The sequence below is a fragment of the Streptomyces sp. NPDC048172 genome (assembly GCF_043202595.1).
Classification (GTDB): domain Bacteria; phylum Actinomycetota; class Actinomycetes; order Streptomycetales; family Streptomycetaceae; genus Streptomyces.
In genome coordinates, this window is record NZ_JBIDAT010000004.1 from 643589 (window position 1) to 660154 (window position 16566).

The following is a 16566-nucleotide window of genomic DNA, read 5'->3' on the forward strand; positions in this document are numbered from 1 at the left end:
CGGCCGTGCCGGGCAGGCTGCGGTTCGCGCTCCTCACCTCCGGACTGGCCGCGCTGCTGTTCGTCGGCGCGCTGGCGAGCCTCGCGCTGGGCTCCGTCCGGATCCCGGTGGGGGACGTGGTGGCCGCGCTGACGGGAGGGTCCGAGCCGGGCCCGTTCACCACGATCGTGCGGGACGTACGGCTGCCGCGCGTGCTGCTCGCGGCGGTCGTCGGCGCGGGGCTCGCGGTCGTCGGAACGGTGCTGCAGGCGCTCGTACGCAATCCGCTGGCCGATCCGTTCCTGCTGGGCATCTCCTCGGGCGCCTCCACGGGCGCCGTGCTCGTCGTCGTCTTCGGCGTCGGGACGGTGACGATGAACGTGGGCGCGTTCGCCGGGTCGCTCTGCGCGCTCGTCGCCGTCTACGCGATGGCACGGCGCGGCGGCGTGATGACGACGGGACGGCTGGTGCTCGCCGGGGTCGCGATCCAGTACATCCTCTCCGCGCTCACCAGCCTCATCCTCGTCACCTCGTCCAAGACGGAGCACCTGCGGGAGATCCTCTTCTGGACGCTCGGCGGGCTGGGCGGGGCACGCTGGAACAGCCTGCCGCTGCCCGCCGTCGCGATGCTGCTGGGGCTGGCGCTGCTGATGGCGCTCGCCCGCCCCCTCGACCTGCTGCTCGCGGGCGAGGAGAGCGCGACCGTGATGGGCCTGGACACCGGGCGGTTCCGCGCGGCCGTCTTCCTGCTCGCCTCGCTGGTGACGGCCGTACTGGTCGCGGTCAGCGGGGCGATCGGCTTCGTCGGCCTGATGGTGCCGCACGCCGCGCGCATGGTCATCGGCGCCGGGCACCGCGCGCTGCTGCCGGTCTCCGCGCTGGGCGGCGCCGCGTTCCTCGTACTGGCCGACCTCGCGGCCCGTACGGTCGCCACGCCCGAGGAGATCCCGGTCGGGGTCCTCACGGCGCTCACGGGCGGCCCGTTCTTCCTGTGGCTCCTGCGCCGCAGCCAGCGCACCGAGGGGGTGCCGTCATGAGCGCGTCGCTGACCGCCGAGGACGTCACGTACTCCGTCGACGGCCACCGCCTGCTCGACGGTGTCACGCTCGACGCCGCGCCCGGCGAGACGATCGGCGTCGTCGGCCCCAACGGCAGCGGCAAGACGACGTTCCTGCGCTGCGTCTACGGCACGCTGCGCCCCGACGGCGGACGCGTCCTGCTCGACGGCGAGGACGCCGTCGCGATGGGCGCCCGGCGCCGGGCCCGGCACGTGGCCGCCGTGCCGCAGGACGCGCACGGCGTGACGGGCCTCAGCGTGCGCCAGATCGTGGCGATGGGCCGCTCGCCGCACAAGAGGTTCTGGGAGGGCGACACCGCACGGGACGAGGAGTTCGTACGGGACGCGCTCGCGCGCACCGGCGCGGCCGAGCTGGCCGAGCGCCGCTTCGAGGGGCTGTCCGGCGGCGAACGCCAGCGCGCGCTCGTCGCCCGCGCGCTGGTCCAGGAGCCGTCGCTCCTCGTCCTCGACGAGCCGACGAACCACCTCGACGTCCGCTACCAGCTGGAACTCCTCGGCCTCATCCGCGACCTGGGCACCACGAACCTGCTGGCACTGCACGACCTCAACCTCGCCGCCTCGTACTGCGACCGGCTGTTCGTACTGCGCGAGGGCCGCGTCGTGGCGGGCGGCAAGCCGGGCGAGGTCCTGACGGAGGCGATGCTCGCCGAGGTGTACGGAGTACGGGCTGAGATCACCGAGCACGCGGTGACGGGGCTGCCGACCGTCGTCTATCTCGGGGTTGCCGAATGACGCCGCTGGACGAACTCTTCCTGGAGCACGGTCCCCGGTACGACCTCGTGGTCGGCGAGCCGGATGCCGGTGACGGTGACGGTGACCGTGCATGGCTGCCGTCCGACCGTCTGCTCGACCCTTCCGGGGCCGAACTGGGCGTGCTCCTCGACGCCGAGACCGAGGGCAGCGGCCACCGCACCGCGCACGCCGCCGCGTTGACCCTGATCGCCGTCTACGCGGGCCGCGTCACGGCCGCCGCCGTCCTGGACTGGGCCCTGCACGGCCGGGTGTGGGACGTCCGTCCGGAGAACGTCCTCGTCCGCCCCGCCGCGCACGGCATCGGCGGCGTACGCCTGCGCGAGGCCCGCACCCTCGACTCCTCCCTCGCCTCCCTGCACGGAGCCGTGCTGCACACGCACCTGCTGCCGCTCGCCGACGCGCTGCACGCCCGTACGCGCGCCGGGCTGCGCCAGCTGCGCGGCGGCGTCGCCCACGGCTGCGCCACCGCGCTCTGCGCTTCGCGCGGGGCCGTACGCGAACTGGCCCCGCGCTGGCAGGAGTTCAGCGAGGGAACGGGCCTGGAGCGGCTCGGCGAGGTGGTGGAGGTCGCCGGACGCCTGCGCTACCTCCGCCGCACCTGCTGCCTCTTCTACACGAGCGCCGAATCGGGACGCTGCGCGAGCTGCTGCCTGACGCCACGCGACGAGCGCATACGGGCGTACGCCCGCGCCGCCGTCCCTCCTCTCCCTCCTACCTCTCCTCCGCCAGGGCGGCGATGAGGCGTTCGGCCGTCGCGAGGTTGCAGCGGCCCAGATCGAGCAGCGGCTCGGCGATCGTGTCGGCGCACGAGGAGAGGTCGACGCGGAGGGACGGCAACAGCACGTCCACGTGAGCCAGTGCGGCACGCAACCGCCGGGACACGTCGTCTGCTTCACGGAGCTTGATCACGGTCGACCTCATGTGCTGGTGCCTTCCCGAAGTGGGTTCATTACTTTCTGTGGTCCCAGCATCGCCCTCCGGGCATGATGAGGGGAGGGAGCCGACCGTGCAGGTGCAGTTGTCAAGAGCCGGAGAGCGAAGAATGGCAGCAGAGGACGAAGTCGGCGCGGACTTCAAGAGCGATCCCCGGGTGTCGACCCTGGCCTATTTCGGCACGGAGCTGCGTATCCAGCGGGAGCAGGCTGGGCTGTCCCAATCGGCTCTGGCCAGGCGCACGTTCTGCACGCACTCCCTGGTCTCCCGCATCGAATCCGCCCAGCGCATCCCGAGCGAAGAGTTCGCCCAGCGCTGTGACGAGGCGCTTGGCACAGGCGGTTCGTTCTGGCGCCTGTGGCCGGTCGTGATCCAGCACGCGTATCCGGACTGGTTCCGCCCGTTCGTGGAGCTGGAGAAGGACGCGACGGAGATCTGGGGCTTCGAGAACCAGGTGGTTCCCGGGCTGCTCCAGACCGAGGAGTACGCGCGCGCGATGTTCGACGCGGGAAGCCTGCCCAACGCCGACGAGCTGGTGGCGGCGCGGATGACCCGGCAGAGCATCTTCGAGAAGGAGCTGCCGCCGGAGTTCTGGGCTGTTCTCGATGAGAACGTTCTGCGACGGGTCATCGGCGGGCCCGACGTGATGAAGCAGCAGCTCGAACGGCTCGTCGAGGCCGCAGAGGACCCGCGTATCACCCTTCAGGTGCTCCCGCTCGATATCGGCGCCCACGCGGGGCTCGCGGGTGCCTTCGCCGGACTCGCCCTCAAAGAGGGCCAGGACGTGCTGTACGTGGACGGCATCGTGCGCGGGCACGTCTTGGCCGATCCGGACGACGTCAAGATGGGGCGTCGAGCCTATGATCTACTCAGGGCGGACGCCCTGCCCCCCAAGGCGTCCGTCAAGATGATTGCCGCAGCGGCAAAGGAAATCTCCCCATGACCAGCGCTGCCAACTGGCGCAAGAGCAGCTACAGCTCCAACAACGGCGGCAACTGCCTGGAGGTCGCAGTCGACTTCACCGGCGGAGCCGTCCCCGTACGGGACTCCAAGGACCCGAAGGGCCCGGCGCTGCTGATCCCGGCGGACGCGTGGGGCGCGTTCGTGGCCGGGATCAAGAACGCCCGGGTCACCGATTGAACCGCTGACGCCGCGGGCCCGTTGTCGCTTGTGCACATTGCTCTGTCAAGCAACACATGGAGGGTCCATGAAGTCCTGGCGTTCCCGGATCGCGGTCGGTCTCGCAGTCGGCGCCGCGGCCATCGCCATGCCGCTGACGGCGGCGAGTTCCGCGTCCGCCGCTCCGGCTCCGGCTCCGACGAAGGCCGAGTCCGTCCATGCCGCTGGCTGGAAGAAGGTCGGCGGCTGGAAGAAGCTGGAGTCCTGCAAGCACGAGGGCAGGACCTGGCCCGGCGCCAAGAACTACATGTGCTGGCCCGTCGACGCCTCGGACTCCAGCAAGGGATACAACCTGTGGGTGGAGCTGTAGGCCAGCCCTCTCATCAGCAGTCGTCCCCCCGCACATCGGGCTGTCCAGCAAGACCACGAGGAGAGTTGATGAAGTCCTGGCGTTCTCGTATCGCCGTCGGCCTCGCCATCGGTGCCGCCGCCGTCACCATTCCGCTGGCAGGCGCGGGCTCCGCGTCCGCCGACCCGGCTCCGGCTCCGGCGAAGGCCGAGTCCGTCCATGCTGCGGGCTGGAAGAAGGTCGGCGGCTGGCGGAATTGGGACACCTGCCACGAGGAGGGCCAGGCCCTGGTCCGCGACAAGGTGGCCAGGGCCTACGACTGCCGGCCCGTTGACATCGCCGACCCCGGCAGGGGCTACGACCTGTGGGCCGACGTGATCTAGCGATCTCGTCCAGCGAGGAAGCCCTCGCTTCCTGTCGACCTCCTCTGCCCCGGCGTCACGCCGGGGCAGAGCGCGTGTCGGCGGCGGCTCGTACGTGGTCGGCGAACGAGCGGGGGGCGCGGCCCGTGAGGCGGGCGACGGCGTCGGTGACGCGATCCTCCGCGCCCGCGGCGATCGCGCGGTCGACGTCCGCGAGGATCTGCGCGAAGTCGGCGGGCAGCTCCCGCACCCAGCGCGCCTGCAACTCCTCGGCCGTGAGGGCGTGGTGGCGGACCGTACGGCCGGTGACCTCGGTGAGCGTACGGGCGATGTCGTCGTACGACAGGGCCTCGGGGCCGGTGAGGATCCAGTCCGTGTTCGGCGGCTCCGGGGTGGTCAGCGCGTGGGCGGCCACGGCGGCGATGTCGTCGGCGTCGATGAAGCCGACCCGGGCGCCGTCGGTGGCCGAGACGATCTCGCCGTGTGTGCGGGCGGACTCGGCCTGCAGATGGTTGCCCGTGAAATTCTGCATGAACCAGGAGGGCCGCAGGACCGCCCACTCCTCGAACTCCCCCGGCAGCGCCGCGTGCACGGGGCCCGTGGCCGGACCGCCGGGTTCGATCGGGGAGGAGCTGAGCAGCACGGCCCGGCGCACGCCCGCGCTCCGGGCGCGGGTGAGGAAGGGGAGCATGACGGTGCCGGGGTCGGTCGCGCCCACGGGCGGGACGAGGTAGACGGCCTCGGCACCGGCGAGCGCGGCGTCGTGCGTGGCGGGGTCGTACCAGTCGAAGGGCACGGGGGCGGTGCGGCTCGCGGACCGTACGGGACGGCCGGACGCCTCCAGTGCTGCTACGACACGGCTGCCGGTGGTGCCGGTCGCGCCCGTCACGAGGATGGTTCCGGTTCGGTCAGGCACGAGCGTCCTCCCAGGCGGCGCGCATCGAGGCCGGGGCGTCGAGCGGGTTCCAGTAGTCGCGGTAGTTGGCGATACGGCCGTTCTCGTCGACCGTCAGGAAGACGACGTACGACATCGCGAACGGCTCGTCCGTGGCCACGGCCCGCCCGGCGGAGCTGAACTCCACGACCGCCGTACGGGGATCGCCCGTCGTGTGGATCACGAGGCTCGTCAGCTCGCGCACCTCCATGTGGTCGGGGAACGGCCGCATGTAGGCGGCGATCGCCTCGCGTCCCTCCACGCGGCCCGGGGCGCCCTCGGGCGCGTACGGGAACTCCATGACGGCGTCGTCGGCGAACAACTCCACCCACCCGTCGAAGTCGTTCCGCTTCAGCAGGCTCATTCCCTCCCGGAAGACCTGTTCAGGAGTGGCGGCATCAGTCATCATCGGCTCCTCGCCTAGAATGCGGACCATCGGTCCGTTACAACGACGACCATACGGACCGCCGGTCCGTATCGCAAGCGACCGGGAGCGGAAGGAGAGAACGGGATGCGCGAGCCCCGCAGCCGTGCCGACGCCGTACGCAACAGGGAGGCCGTGCTCGACGCGGCCGAGGCCCTCTTCGTACGCGAGGGGCTGGCCAAGGTGAGCATGAACTCCGTCGCGGCGGCGGCAGGCGTCGGCAAGGGCACGGTCTTCCGCGCGTTCACCGACCGCACCGGGCTCCTCCAGGCGCTCGCCGAGCGGCGTACGGCGCCGCTGCGCGAGGCCGTCACCGAGGGCCCCGCGCCACTGGGCCCCGGCACCCCGCCGCGCGAGCGGATCCCGGCGATGCTGGACGCCGCCGCCCGCACGAAACTCGACAACCTGAGCCTCTACCTCGCCCTGGAGGAGACGGGCTCGACGAGCCCGTACCGACTGCCGTCGTACGGCTGGTGGCACGGGACGCTGCGCGACGAACTGGAGAAGCTGACCGACCCGGCGAACGCGGGATTCCTCGCCCACGCCCTGCTCGCGGCGGTCCGCGCGGACCTGATGACGCACCTGGCCGCCGAGGAGGAGACCCCGGGCGAGGAGATCAGGGAACGGCTCGCCGCCTACGTGGACGCGGTCCTGCCGTAACGGAGGGCGCGAGCGGGAAGGGGACCCCGCGGCGAGATCGTCTAAGGTAAGGCTAACCTTAATGCGCTAGCCGCCCTCGATCTCGGAGCCCTCAATGACTCTGCCCAGACGTCCCCTTCGCCGTACCGCCCTGCGCGCCGCCGCCACGCTGGGGGCCGCCGCCCTGCTGCTGACGGGCTGCGGCTCCGACTCCGGGTCGGACGACAAGGAGAAGACCTCGGCCGAGGGTGGCGGGACGCGGACCGTGAAGGACGCGACCGGCAAGGCCGTGAAGGTTCCGGCGCACCCCAAGCGCGTCGTGACCCTCACCCAGGAGGACCTGGACGCGGTGCTCGCGCTCGGCGTCAAGCCCGTCGGCATCACCAACGGGCAGGGCATGAACAAGCCCCCGGCCTACCTCGCCGACAAGGTCAAGGGCACGAAGGTGGTCGGCAATCTGCTCCAGCCCGTCATGGACAAGGTCATCGCGGCCAAGCCCGACCTGATCCTCGCCGGGGACATGCAGGACGAGCAGATGCTCAAGCAGCTCCGCGAGATCACCCCGGCCACGCTCGTCACCATGGCGCCCACCGACGACTGGAAGCTCTCCTTCCGGGGCGTCGGCAACGCCGTCAACAAGCTGCCCAAGGCGCAGAAGGTCATCGCCGACCACGAGGCCGCCGCCAAGGCAGCCGGGAAGAAGCTCGGCAAGGAGAAGGGCGCCGAGGTCTCCATCGTCCGCTGGAACCCGGACGGTCCGAGCTGGATGGAAAAGAAGCAGTTCGCCAGCGGGATCGCCCTGGAGATGGGCCTCAAGCGGCCCAAGTCCCAGAACAAGGACGGCAACGCGCACGCGCCCGCGCTCAGCCTGGAGAAGATCAACGAGATCGACGGCGACTGGATCTTCCTCTCCACGCTGACCTCCGACGGCACGAAGGCCCTCAAGGACGTGCAGGCCAAGCCGGCCTACAAGGACCTGAAGGCGGTCAAGGCCGGGCACGCCGTGACGGTCGACGGCTCGGTCTGGTCGACCCGGGGCGGTCCGCTCGCGAGCGAGGCCGTGATGGACGACATCACGAAGGCCGTCACGAAGAAGTCCTAGGGGCCAAGACGTCGGGGCTTGCCCCTTCTCCCTCAGGGGCGCGGGGCTGTGTTTATTTTGCGGCCGGGTCCAAGACTTTTGGGCTTGCCCCATAAGGGGCGCGGGGAACTGCGCGCCAAGCCACGACGCGGCCGCACCCCGCGAACCACAGCCCGGGGCACCCCGAACCCGGCCCTTTCACCGGAGCACCCGGCGAAGTGGGCTGCGCTTGCCAACCCTGCGCCTTGCGCAGACTTCCCAAGCACAGTGGGGTGGAGGGAGCAGCAGACATGCCCCGGCAGGGGCGCGGGGAACTGCGCGGCCTGCCACGACGCGGCGGCAGCCCGCAATGCACAGCCCGGGGCACCCCGGGCGCGGCTCTCGCACGCGGGGCACCCGGCGCAGGGGGCCTCGGGGCAGAAGGGGACGGGGCCGAGGGGTGGTTACCCCGCGTGGGCGGAGGCTGCGTCGGCTGCTGTCCAGGCCATTCCCACCGCGCCGTCGAACAGCGCCTGTTCCGCGGCCGGAGAGAGCGCGGCCTCCGCGAACGCGGACTCGTGGGGGCCGCACGCGCCGCCGCTGATGTCGAGGACCGGGTGGATCGCGGGCACGGCGTGCGAGACGTTGCCCATGTCCGTACAGGCGAAGGGCTCCCGGCGCTCCGGCGCCGGGCGCCCCAGCGTACGGGCGTTGGCCTCCCACAGCGCGGTCAGGGAAGGGTCGCTCCGGAAGTCGAGGTAGTCGGGCTCGGGGCGGGTGAGGGCGACCTCGCAACCCGTCGCCAGCGCGCCCGCGCGAAAGCACGCCTCGACGCGTTCGCGCAGCTCGCGCAGATCCTCGGCGGCCAGCGCGCGAATCTCGTACTCGGCGGTGGCGCGGTCGGGGATCGCGTTGGGCGCGTCCCCGGCATGGGTGGTGACGCCGTGCACCCGCCACCCGGCGGGCAGTTGCTGGCGCAGCAGGCCGAGCGCGACCTGCGCGACGGTGAGCGCGTCGGCGGCGTTGCGGCCCTCGTGCGGGTTGAGGCTCGGGTGCGCGGACCGGCCCGCGTAGGCGACGGAGAGCGTGCCGAGCGCGAACGAGCGGAAGTCCGCGACGTCGAACGGGCACGGGTGCACCATCATCGCCGCGTCCGCGCCCTCGAAGGCCCCGGCCTCCAGGAGCAGCGCCTTGCCCGCGCCCCGCTCCTCGGCGGGGGTGCCCAGCACCCTTACGGTCAGGCCGAGTTCGGCGGCGTGCGGCGCGAGCGCGAGGGCCGCGCCGACCCCGGCGGCGGCGATCAGATTGTGGCCGCAGGCGTGGCCGAGCCCCGGCAGCGCGTCGTACTCGCAGGCGAGGACGACGGTGAACGGGCCGTCGCCCGCCGTCGCCTCGAACGCGGTCTCCAGCCCGTACGCCGGGGCCGTGACGGCGAAGCCGTGCGCGGCCAGCAGTTCGGCGCACCAGCGCGCGGCCCGGTGCTCGCCGAACGCGGTCTCGGGGTGGGCGTGGATGCGGTGGCTGAGGTCGAGCAGGGGGGCGCGTTGCGCCTCGACGCGGTCGCGCAGGGAGGCCTTGAGGGCGGTGAGGGTGGCGGGGGCGGTGAGGGCGGTTATCTTCTCCACGCCAGAGAAGATAGCTTAGGCTAACCTAAGTTTTTCCGGGGACCGGGATCTTCACGGGAGTTGTCACCTTCATGCACGCGCGTCGTCCACTGGCCCTGCTCACCGCCCAGGCGGGGATCCACTACGCCCAGCAGCTCGCCCCGGAGAGCACCGCCTTCCAGACCGCCGACCGCGTCGAGATACGCGGCGCGCTGGACGCCGACCGCTTCCTCGAAGCCCTGCGCGGCACCGTCGAGGAGGCCGACACCCTCCGCCTCCGGGTGACGGACGACGGCGACTCCCCCGCCCAGCACGTCGAGCCGCTCCCCGACGACTGGAGCCCGCACCTGCTGGACGTACGCGACGCCGCCGACCCCGAGGCCGAGGCCACGGCCTGGATGCGCGCCGAGCTGGCAGCCGCCTCCGGCCTGATGGCCCAGGCCCTCCTCCGGCTCGCCGACGACCGCTGGTGGTGGTACCAGCGCGTCCACCACGTCGCCGTCGACGCCTACGCCCTGCGCCTGCTCGGCGTACGCGTCGCCGCGCGCTACACCGCCCTCGTGGCGGGCCGGGACCCGGAGCCGTCCGGCTTCGCGCCGCTGAGCGAACTGGTCGAGGAGGAGCGCGCGTATCTGAGCGGCGAACAGTACGCCGCCGACCGCGAGTTCTGGGCCGCGCGTATGGCGGGACGCGCGGACACCGTCCCGCCCACCCCGGCGACCGCCGAAGCCCCCGCCGAGGGGATGCTGCACCGCGCCGTCGAGCTGGACGCCGACGCGTTCGAACGGATCTCGCGGGCCGCCGAGGCCGTCAAGGCGACCTGGGCCGAGGTGGCGCTCGCCGCGACCGCCGGGTATCTCCACCGGGTCACCGGCGCCGAGGACGTGGTGCTGGGGCTGCCGTTGACCAACCGGCGGGGGCCCGCGGCGCTGCGTACGCCCGCCATGACCGTGAACGTCCTGCCGCTGCGACTCGCCGTACGCCCCCACGACACCGGCGCCGAACTGCTGCGCCGCGTCGTGCTGGAGATGCGTGCCGTCCGCCGCCACCAGCGCTACCCGCAGGCCGACCTGCGCCGCGACCTCGCGCTCTCCTCGGCGGACACGCCGCTGACGGGGCCGATGGTCAACGTCAAGCCGTTCGGCACCGACCTGGACCTCGCCGGGCTCACCGGCATCCTGCACAGCCTCGCCGCCGGGCCCGTCGAAGACCTGTCGATCGGCTTCGCGCCCAGCCCCGGCTCCGGCTCCGGCGGCGGTCTGCGCCTCACCCTCGACGCCCGCGCCGGGCGGTACGACGAGGACGGGCTCGCCCGCCACGAACGCGCCCTGCTCACCTACCTCGACGGGCTCGCCGGGCTGCTGCTCGACGATCCGCAGACGCCCGTCGGCCGCCTCGACCTGCTCGGGCCGGACGACGTACGGGCCGCGACCGCCGGTCGCAGCGAACCGCCCGCCGCCCGCACCGTCCCCGCCTCGCTGGCCGCGCAGGCCGCCCGTACGCCGGACGCGGTGGCCGTACGGGCCGCCGACGGCACCCTCACCTTCGCCGGACTCGACGCCGCCGCCGACGCGCTGGCGGCGCGGCTGCGCGCGCTCGGCGCCGGGCGCGGGCGCGCGGTGGCGCTCGCGCTGCCGCGCGGCACGCACATGGTCACCGCCCTCTTCGCCGTGCTGCGCGCGGGCGCCGTCTGCCAGCCGCTCGACCTCGGGCACCCGGCGGAACGGACGCGCGCGGTGCTGGAGGACGCGGCGCCGGTCTGCGTCGTCGGCACGCGCGCGACGCTCGCCGCGCTGGACACGGGGGACGCCGCCACGCTCGTCGTGGACGGCACGGAGACGTCGGCCGCCGACACCGGTCCCTGGGAGCAGCCCGCCCCCGGCGATCCCGCGTACCTCATCCACACCTCCGGTTCCACCGGCCGCCCCAAGGGCGTACTCGTCACGCACGCCTCGCTCGCCAACCTCCGCGACGGGCACGCCGAGGACCACATCGCGCCCGCCGTCGCCCGCGCCGGGCGGGAGCGGCTGCGGGTGGCGCACAGCGCGTCGTTCGCGTTCGACGCGTCGTGGGACCCGCTGCTGTGGATGGTCCAGGGGCACGAGCTGCACCTGCTGGACGACGCGACGTACCGGGACCCGGCCGCGCTCGCGGCGTACGTGGACACACACCGCGTCGACTACCTCGACGTCACGCCCTCGTACGCCGAGGCCCTGCTCACCGAGGGCCTCCTGGCCCCGGGCCACCACCGCCCCACCGTCCTCGTCCTCGGCGGCGAGGCCGTCTCCGGCGCCCTGTGGGAACGGCTGACGGTGGACGAGGGCCTGCACGTGATCGACCTGTACGGCCCGACGGAAGCGACGGTCGACGCGTATTACCGGGTACCGGGCGGCCCTGATGTGCCGGGCGCCGCCCGCGCCGCGGGGCGGCCCGTTCGGGGGTCGCGGGTGTACGTGCTCGACGCGTGCCTCCGTCCGGTTCCGGCGGGCGGCACCGGGGAGCTGTATCTCGCCGGGGCCTGCCTCGCGCGCGGGTACCTGGGCCGCCCGGACCTCACCGCCGAGCGCTTCGTCGCCGACCCCTTCGGGGCGCCCGGCGAGCGTATGTACCGCACCGGCGATCTCGTACGCCGTGCCGCCGACGGCACCCTCGCCTTCCTCGGCCGCACCGACGACCAGGTCAAGATCCGCGGCTTCCGTATCGAACTCGGCGAGATCCAGACCCGGCTCGCCTCCCACCCCGGCGTCGCGCACGCCGCCGTCGTCACGCGCGACGGGCCGCACGGCAAGCGGCTGCTGGCGTACGCGGTCCCGGGTACGGGCGGCGGCGCGGCCCCCGCTCCCCGGGAGCTGGTCGACCACCTCTCCCACTCCCTCCCCGCCCACATGGTGCCGAGCACCGTCACCGTCCTGGACGCGCTGCCCGTCACCGCCAACGGGAAGCTCGACCAGCGGGCGTTGCCGGAGCCGGCGGCCGAGGGCGGCGAAGAGGCCGGGCCCGTCGACCCGTTCACGGAGATCGTGTGCGGAGTCTTCGCCGACGTGCTCGGGATGGACGCGCCGCCCGCGCCGGGCGCCGGGTTCTTCGAGCTGGGCGGGCACTCGCTGCTCGCCGGACGGCTCGCGGCGCGGCTCCGCGAGGACCTGGGCGCGCGGATCGGCCTCGCCGACGTCTTCCGGCACCCGACGCCCGCCGCGCTCGCCGCCCGGCTGCGCGCCGTCGCGCGTGACGACGCGGACGTACAGGAAGAGCTGCGGGCGCTGCCGCGCGCCACGGACCGCCCCACCGAGCTGCCCCTCTCCCCCGCGCAGCAGCGGCTGTGGTTCCTCCAGCGGCTCGAAGGGCCGAGCGCCACGTACAACATCCCGCTCGTGCTCACCCTCGACGGCCCCCTGGACCGCACCGCCCTGCGCGCCGCGCTCGCGGACCTCGTCGCGCGCCACGAGACGCTCCGCACCCTCTACCCGGACGACGGCGGCCACCAGCTCGTCCTGCCCGCCGGGGACGAACGGGCCCGCGTGGAGCCCCGGTTCGCGGCCCCGGAGGAGCACATCGAGGATGCCGTACGGCACGGTTTCGCTCTCGCGGGCGAACTCCCCCTGCGGGCGACCGTCTTCACGGAGGGCCCCGAGCGCCACGTACTCCTCCTCCTGCTGCACCACATCGCCGGTGACGGCGCGTCCATGACGCCGCTCGCCCAGGACCTCGCCGCCGCCTACACGGCACGCGTGCGCGGCGCTGCACCCGGGTGGGCGCCGCTCCCCGTCCAGTACGCGGACGTCGCGGACCGGCAGCGGCGGCTGCTCGGCACGCCGGAGGCGCCGACGCCGTTCGCCAAGGACCAGCTCGCGTACTGGAAGGAGGCCCTGGCCGGGCTGCCCGACCAGCTCGAACTGCCCACCGACAGGCCGCGTCCCGCCGTCGCGTCCACGGACGGCGACACCGTGCCGTTCGCGCTCGACGCCGCCACGCACGAGGCGCTGCGGCGGCTGGCCCGCGCGAACGGGGCCAGCGTGTTCATGACGGTGCAGGCCGGGCTCGCCGCGCTGCTGACGCGGCACGGCTGCGGCACGGACATCCCCCTCGGCACGCCCGTGGCCGGGCGGGACGGCGACGCGACGGCCGGGCTCGTCGGCTTCTTCACCAACACCGTCGTGCTGCGCGCCGACACCTCGGGCGACCCGGACTTCCGTACGCTCCTCGCGCGCGTACGGACCGCGACCCTCGGCGCGTACGAGCACGACGCGCTGCCCTTCGACCACCTCGTGGAGCACCTCAACCCGGCGCGTTCGCTCTCCCGGCACCCGCTCTTCCAGACGATGCTGGCCTGGCAGTCCGTGCCGGACGGAGAGTTCGCGATGGGCCCGGGGCTGGCGGCGGAGATGCGCGCCGTGCCGTCCGGCACCGCGAAGTTCGACCTCACCCTCAACGCGGGCGAGAGACCCGGCAGCTCCGGCGGCGGGATCTCCGGGTTCCTGGAATTCCGCACGGACCTGTTCGACCGTACGACGGCGCAGGCGCTCTCCGACCGGCTCGCCCGGCTGCTGACGGCCGCCGCACGGGAGCCGGACACCCCGCTCGGGCTGCTGCCGCTGCTGAGCGCGGAGGAGCGGCACCGCGCGGTCGTCGAGTGGAACACGCGGCCCGCGCCGCCGCCCGCCGCGCCCGTCACGCTCGCCGAGGTGTACGAGCGGGCCGCCGCCGCGTACCCGTCGCGTACGGCCGTCACCTGCGAGGGCCTCTCCCTCACCTACGAGGAGCTGTCGGCGCGCGCCCACCGGCTCGCCCGGCTGCTGGCCGCGCGGGGCATCGGGCCCGGCTCGATCGTGGCCCTCGCGCTGCCGCGCTCGCCGGACCTGGTGACGGGGCTGCTCGCGGTGTCGCTGTCGGGCGCCGCGTATCTGCCGCTGGACCCCGGCTATCCGGCCGACCGGCTCGCGTACATGCTGGAGGACGCCCGCCCCGCCGCCGTCGTGACGGACGCCGCGACGGCGCCCGGCCTGCCCGGCGCCGCGCGGGAGCTGCCGATGATCGCCGTGGACGGCGGCGAGGACGCGGCGTACGGCAGCGGGCCGCTCACCGACGACGACCGCATCCGGCCGCTGACGCCGCGCGACACCGCGTACGTCATCTACACCTCGGGCTCGACCGGCAAGCCCAAGGGCGTCCTCGTCACGCACGAGAACGCGACGCGGCTGCTCTCCGCCACGGACCACTGGTTCGGCTTCGGACCGGACGACGTGTGGACGCTCTTCCACTCCTACGCCTTCGACTTCTCCGTGTGGGAGCTGTGGGGCGCGCTGCTCTACGGGGGCCGCGTCGTGGTCGTCCCGCACCTGACCAGCCGCGACCCGCGCGCGTTCCTGCGGCTGCTGGCGGACGAGGGGGTGACCGTCCTCAACCAGACGCCGTCCGCCTTCCACCAACTGGCCGCCGCCGACCGCGAGGACCCGGAGCTGAGCGCCCGGCTCGCGCTGCGCTACGTCGTCTTCGGCGGCGAGGCCCTGGAGCTGGCGCGGCTGGACGACTGGTACGCGCGGCACGCGGACGACGCGCCGACGCTCGTCAACATGTACGGGATCACCGAGACCACCGTCCACGTCTCCTACCTCGCGCTGGACCGCGCGACGGCCGCCGGGGCGACGTCCAGCACGATCGGCGTCAACATCCCCGACCTGCGGGTCTACGTGCTGGACGCGCGGCTGCGGCCCGTACCGCCGGGCGTGACGGGCGAGATGTACGTCGCGGGGCGCGGCGTCGCCCGCGGCTACCTGGGCCGTCCGGCACTCACCGCGACCCGCTTCGTGGCCGACCCGTACGCGCACCTCTTCGGCGAGAGCGGGGCCCGCATGTACCGCTCCGGGGACCTCGCGCGGCGCCGCGCGGACAGCACCCTCGAATACTTCGGCCGCGCCGACCAGCAGGTGAAGCTCCGCGGCTTCCGCATCGAACTCGGCGAGATCGAGGCCGTCCTCGCCGCGCATCCCGCTGTCGCGGACGCGGCGGTGACCGTACGGGAGGACGTGCCGGGCGACCGGCGCCTGGTGGGGTACGTGGTCCCGGCGGCCCGGACGTCGGGGGACGGTCCGCTCACGGAAGGTCCGCTCACGGAAGGTCTGCTACGGGACCATGCCTCGGCCGAACTTCCGGCCCACATGGTGCCGTCCGCCGTCGTGCTGCTCGACGCGCTGCCGCTCACCAGCAACGGCAAGCTGGACCGCAAGGCGCTGCCCGCGCCCGAGGTGCCTGCCGCGGGTGGCGGGGGACGCCCGCCGCGCACGCCGCGCGAGGAGCAGCTCTGTGCCGTCTTCGCCGAGGTGCTGGGCCTCCCCCGGACCGGCGTGGACGACAACTTCTTCGCGCTGGGCGGCCATTCCCTGCTGGCGGTGCGGCTCGCGAGCCGGATCGAGGCGGCGTTCGGCGTCCGCGTCTCCATCGGCACCGTCTTCCAGCACCCCACGCCCGCCGCGCTCGACACGGTGCTGGAGGGCGGGGCCGCGGGGTCCGACGACCCGCTCGACGTGCTGCTGCCGCTCCGTCCGGCGGCGGGCGAGGGCGAGCGTGCCCCTCTCTTCTGCGTCCACCCGGCAGGCGGCCTGAGCTGGTGCTACGCGGGCCTCATCCGCAACCTCCCCCCGGACGTGCCGATCTACGGCCTCCAGGCGCAGGGCGTCGGCGCCGCGACCGCCCACGCGCCGCTCCCCGCCTCCCTGGAGGAGCTGGCCGCGCACTACGCGGACCGCGCCCGCGAGGTGCAGCCCGCGGGACGCCCGTACCGGCTGCTCGGCTGGTCGACGGGCGGCATCATCGCGCACGCGGTGGCGGCGCTGCTCCAGGAGCGCGGCGAGGAGGTCGAGCTGCTCGCCGTCCTCGACGCGTACCCGGCCGAGGGCTTCCGCGAGCTGCCCGAGGCGGACGAGGCCGAAGCCCTGGAATCGCTGCTGGCGATGGGCGGTTACGGGCCCGAGGCGCTGGAGGGCGGGCCGGTGACGCCCGAGGGCGTGGTCGAGGTGCTGCGCCGCGAGGGCAGCCCGCTGGCCTCGCTGCCGCCGTCCACGATCGAGGCGCTGGGCGCGATCTATCTCAACACCAATCGTCTGGTACGGAACTACGACCACCGGTCCTTCGACGGCGACGTGCTCTTCTTCCGCGCCACGGTCGACACGGTCGACGAGGCGCTCACGCCGGACACCTGGAGCCCGTACGTGCGCGGCCGTATCGACAACACCGACGTGGCCTGCTCGCACAAGGACATGACCCTGCCCGAACCGATCACGCGCATCGCCCGCGTGGTCGCCGACCGCCTGACGGCTCTGGAGCACTGAGGCACCC

Annotated in this window: 14 protein-coding genes; 10 read left to right on the plus strand and 4 right to left on the minus strand. The window is 73.5% G+C overall.

The window, feature by feature from the left end; all coding sequences use genetic code 11:
- The first annotated feature begins 5 nt into the window (after positions 1–5).
- Genes ACGF3A_RS20615 through ACGF3A_RS20625 form a run of 3 tightly spaced genes read left to right on the plus strand, consistent with a single transcriptional unit; the run spans position 6 to position 2550 of the window.
- Positions 6–1016, plus strand: a complete 1011-nt coding sequence (locus ACGF3A_RS20615; RefSeq protein WP_393731650.1) for a FecCD family ABC transporter permease — start codon at positions 6–8, stop codon at positions 1014–1016.
- Positions 1013–1789 (plus strand): ABC transporter ATP-binding protein, encoded by a 777-nt coding sequence (locus ACGF3A_RS20620; RefSeq protein WP_393731651.1) that lies wholly within the window; start codon positions 1013–1015, stop codon positions 1787–1789. Before ACGF3A_RS20615 ends, ACGF3A_RS20620 begins: the two co-directional genes overlap by 4 nt.
- Complete coding sequence (locus ACGF3A_RS20625; protein WP_393731652.1) at positions 1786–2550, plus strand: (2Fe-2S)-binding protein; 765 nt, start codon at positions 1786–1788, stop codon at positions 2548–2550. The genes ACGF3A_RS20620 and ACGF3A_RS20625 overlap by 4 nt, the downstream gene beginning before the upstream one ends.
- Here the strand turns inward: ACGF3A_RS20625 and ACGF3A_RS20630 are convergent.
- Positions 2522–2731, minus strand: a complete 210-nt coding sequence (locus ACGF3A_RS20630; RefSeq protein WP_393731653.1) for a hypothetical protein — start codon at positions 2729–2731, stop codon at positions 2522–2524. The two genes, ACGF3A_RS20625 and ACGF3A_RS20630, sit on opposite strands and share 29 nt — an antisense overlap.
- A gap of 121 nt (positions 2732–2852) precedes the next feature.
- Between ACGF3A_RS20630 and ACGF3A_RS20635 the strand changes: the two genes are divergently transcribed.
- The 4 genes from ACGF3A_RS20635 to ACGF3A_RS20650 all read left to right on the plus strand — a co-directional run bounded on the left by ACGF3A_RS20635 (position 2853) and on the right by ACGF3A_RS20650 (position 4594).
- Positions 2853–3686 (plus strand): Scr1 family TA system antitoxin-like transcriptional regulator, encoded by an 834-nt coding sequence (locus ACGF3A_RS20635; RefSeq protein ID WP_393731654.1) that lies wholly within the window; start codon positions 2853–2855, stop codon positions 3684–3686.
- Positions 3683–3883: a DUF397 domain-containing protein gene (locus ACGF3A_RS20640; RefSeq protein ID WP_393731655.1), complete on the plus strand. Its 201-nt coding sequence runs from the start codon at positions 3683–3685 to the stop codon at positions 3881–3883. Before ACGF3A_RS20635 ends, ACGF3A_RS20640 begins: the two co-directional genes overlap by 4 nt.
- Positions 3884–3950: 67 nt before the next feature.
- Positions 3951–4232, plus strand: coding sequence for a hypothetical protein (locus ACGF3A_RS20645; RefSeq protein ID WP_393731656.1), 282 nt, complete (start codon positions 3951–3953; stop codon positions 4230–4232).
- A gap of 68 nt (positions 4233–4300) precedes the next feature.
- Complete coding sequence (locus ACGF3A_RS20650) at positions 4301–4594, plus strand: hypothetical protein (RefSeq protein WP_393731657.1); 294 nt, start codon at positions 4301–4303, stop codon at positions 4592–4594.
- Between the two features lie 55 nt (positions 4595–4649).
- On the opposite strand, the gene ACGF3A_RS20655 is transcribed toward ACGF3A_RS20650, so the two are convergent.
- Positions 4650–5489 carry an NmrA family NAD(P)-binding protein gene (locus tag ACGF3A_RS20655; protein ID WP_393731658.1) on the minus strand — a complete coding sequence of 280 codons (840 nt, stop codon included), beginning with the start codon at positions 5487–5489 and terminating at the stop codon, positions 4650–4652.
- A complete protein-coding gene (locus ACGF3A_RS20660; RefSeq protein ID WP_393731659.1) occupies positions 5482–5913 on the minus strand; it encodes a nuclear transport factor 2 family protein in 432 nt (143 codons plus the stop codon). Before ACGF3A_RS20660 ends, ACGF3A_RS20655 begins: the two co-directional genes overlap by 8 nt.
- 105 nt (positions 5914–6018) lie before the next feature.
- On the opposite strand from ACGF3A_RS20660, the gene ACGF3A_RS20665 reads away from it, so the two are divergent.
- A complete protein-coding gene (locus tag ACGF3A_RS20665) occupies positions 6019–6591 on the plus strand; it encodes a TetR/AcrR family transcriptional regulator (protein WP_393731660.1) in 573 nt (190 codons plus the stop codon).
- Between the two features lie 94 nt (positions 6592–6685).
- Positions 6686–7672, plus strand: coding sequence for an ABC transporter substrate-binding protein (locus tag ACGF3A_RS20670; protein ID WP_393731661.1), 987 nt, complete (start codon positions 6686–6688; stop codon positions 7670–7672).
- Between the two features lie 422 nt (positions 7673–8094).
- Here ACGF3A_RS20670 and ACGF3A_RS20675 read toward each other — a convergent pair whose 3' ends face one another.
- Positions 8095–9198, minus strand: coding sequence for a M20 family metallopeptidase (locus ACGF3A_RS20675; RefSeq protein WP_393731909.1), 1104 nt, complete (start codon positions 9196–9198; stop codon positions 8095–8097).
- Positions 9199–9326: 128 nt separating this feature from the next.
- Here ACGF3A_RS20675 and ACGF3A_RS20680 point away from each other — a divergent pair, with 128 nt between their 5' ends.
- Positions 9327–16559, plus strand: a complete 7233-nt coding sequence (locus ACGF3A_RS20680; RefSeq protein WP_393731662.1) for an amino acid adenylation domain-containing protein — start codon at positions 9327–9329, stop codon at positions 16557–16559.
- Positions 16560–16566 lie beyond the last annotated feature (7 nt).

Bases quoted from the DNA above. Each gene is read 5' to 3' on its own strand.
- ACGF3A_RS20620 (WP_393731651.1), top strand. From the start codon at position 1,013: ATGAGCGCGTCGCTGACCGCCGAGGACGTCACGTACTCCGTCGACGGC.
- ACGF3A_RS20625 (WP_393731652.1), top strand. From the start codon at position 1,786: ATGACGCCGCTGGACGAACTCTTCCTGGAGCACGGTCCCCGGTACGAC.
- ACGF3A_RS20630 (WP_393731653.1), bottom strand. From the start codon at position 2,731: ATGAGGTCGACCGTGATCAAGCTCCGTGAAGCAGACGACGTGTCCCGG.
- ACGF3A_RS20635 (WP_393731654.1), top strand. From the start codon at position 2,853: ATGGCAGCAGAGGACGAAGTCGGCGCGGACTTCAAGAGCGATCCCCGG.
- ACGF3A_RS20640 (WP_393731655.1), top strand. From the start codon at position 3,683: ATGACCAGCGCTGCCAACTGGCGCAAGAGCAGCTACAGCTCCAACAAC.
- ACGF3A_RS20645 (WP_393731656.1), top strand. From the start codon at position 3,951: ATGAAGTCCTGGCGTTCCCGGATCGCGGTCGGTCTCGCAGTCGGCGCC.
- ACGF3A_RS20650 (WP_393731657.1), top strand. From the start codon at position 4,301: ATGAAGTCCTGGCGTTCTCGTATCGCCGTCGGCCTCGCCATCGGTGCC.
- ACGF3A_RS20660 (WP_393731659.1), bottom strand. From the start codon at position 5,913: ATGACTGATGCCGCCACTCCTGAACAGGTCTTCCGGGAGGGAATGAGC.
- ACGF3A_RS20665 (WP_393731660.1), top strand. From the start codon at position 6,019: ATGCGCGAGCCCCGCAGCCGTGCCGACGCCGTACGCAACAGGGAGGCC.
- ACGF3A_RS20670 (WP_393731661.1), top strand. From the start codon at position 6,686: ATGACTCTGCCCAGACGTCCCCTTCGCCGTACCGCCCTGCGCGCCGCC.
- ACGF3A_RS20680 (WP_393731662.1), top strand. From the start codon at position 9,327: ATGCACGCGCGTCGTCCACTGGCCCTGCTCACCGCCCAGGCGGGGATC.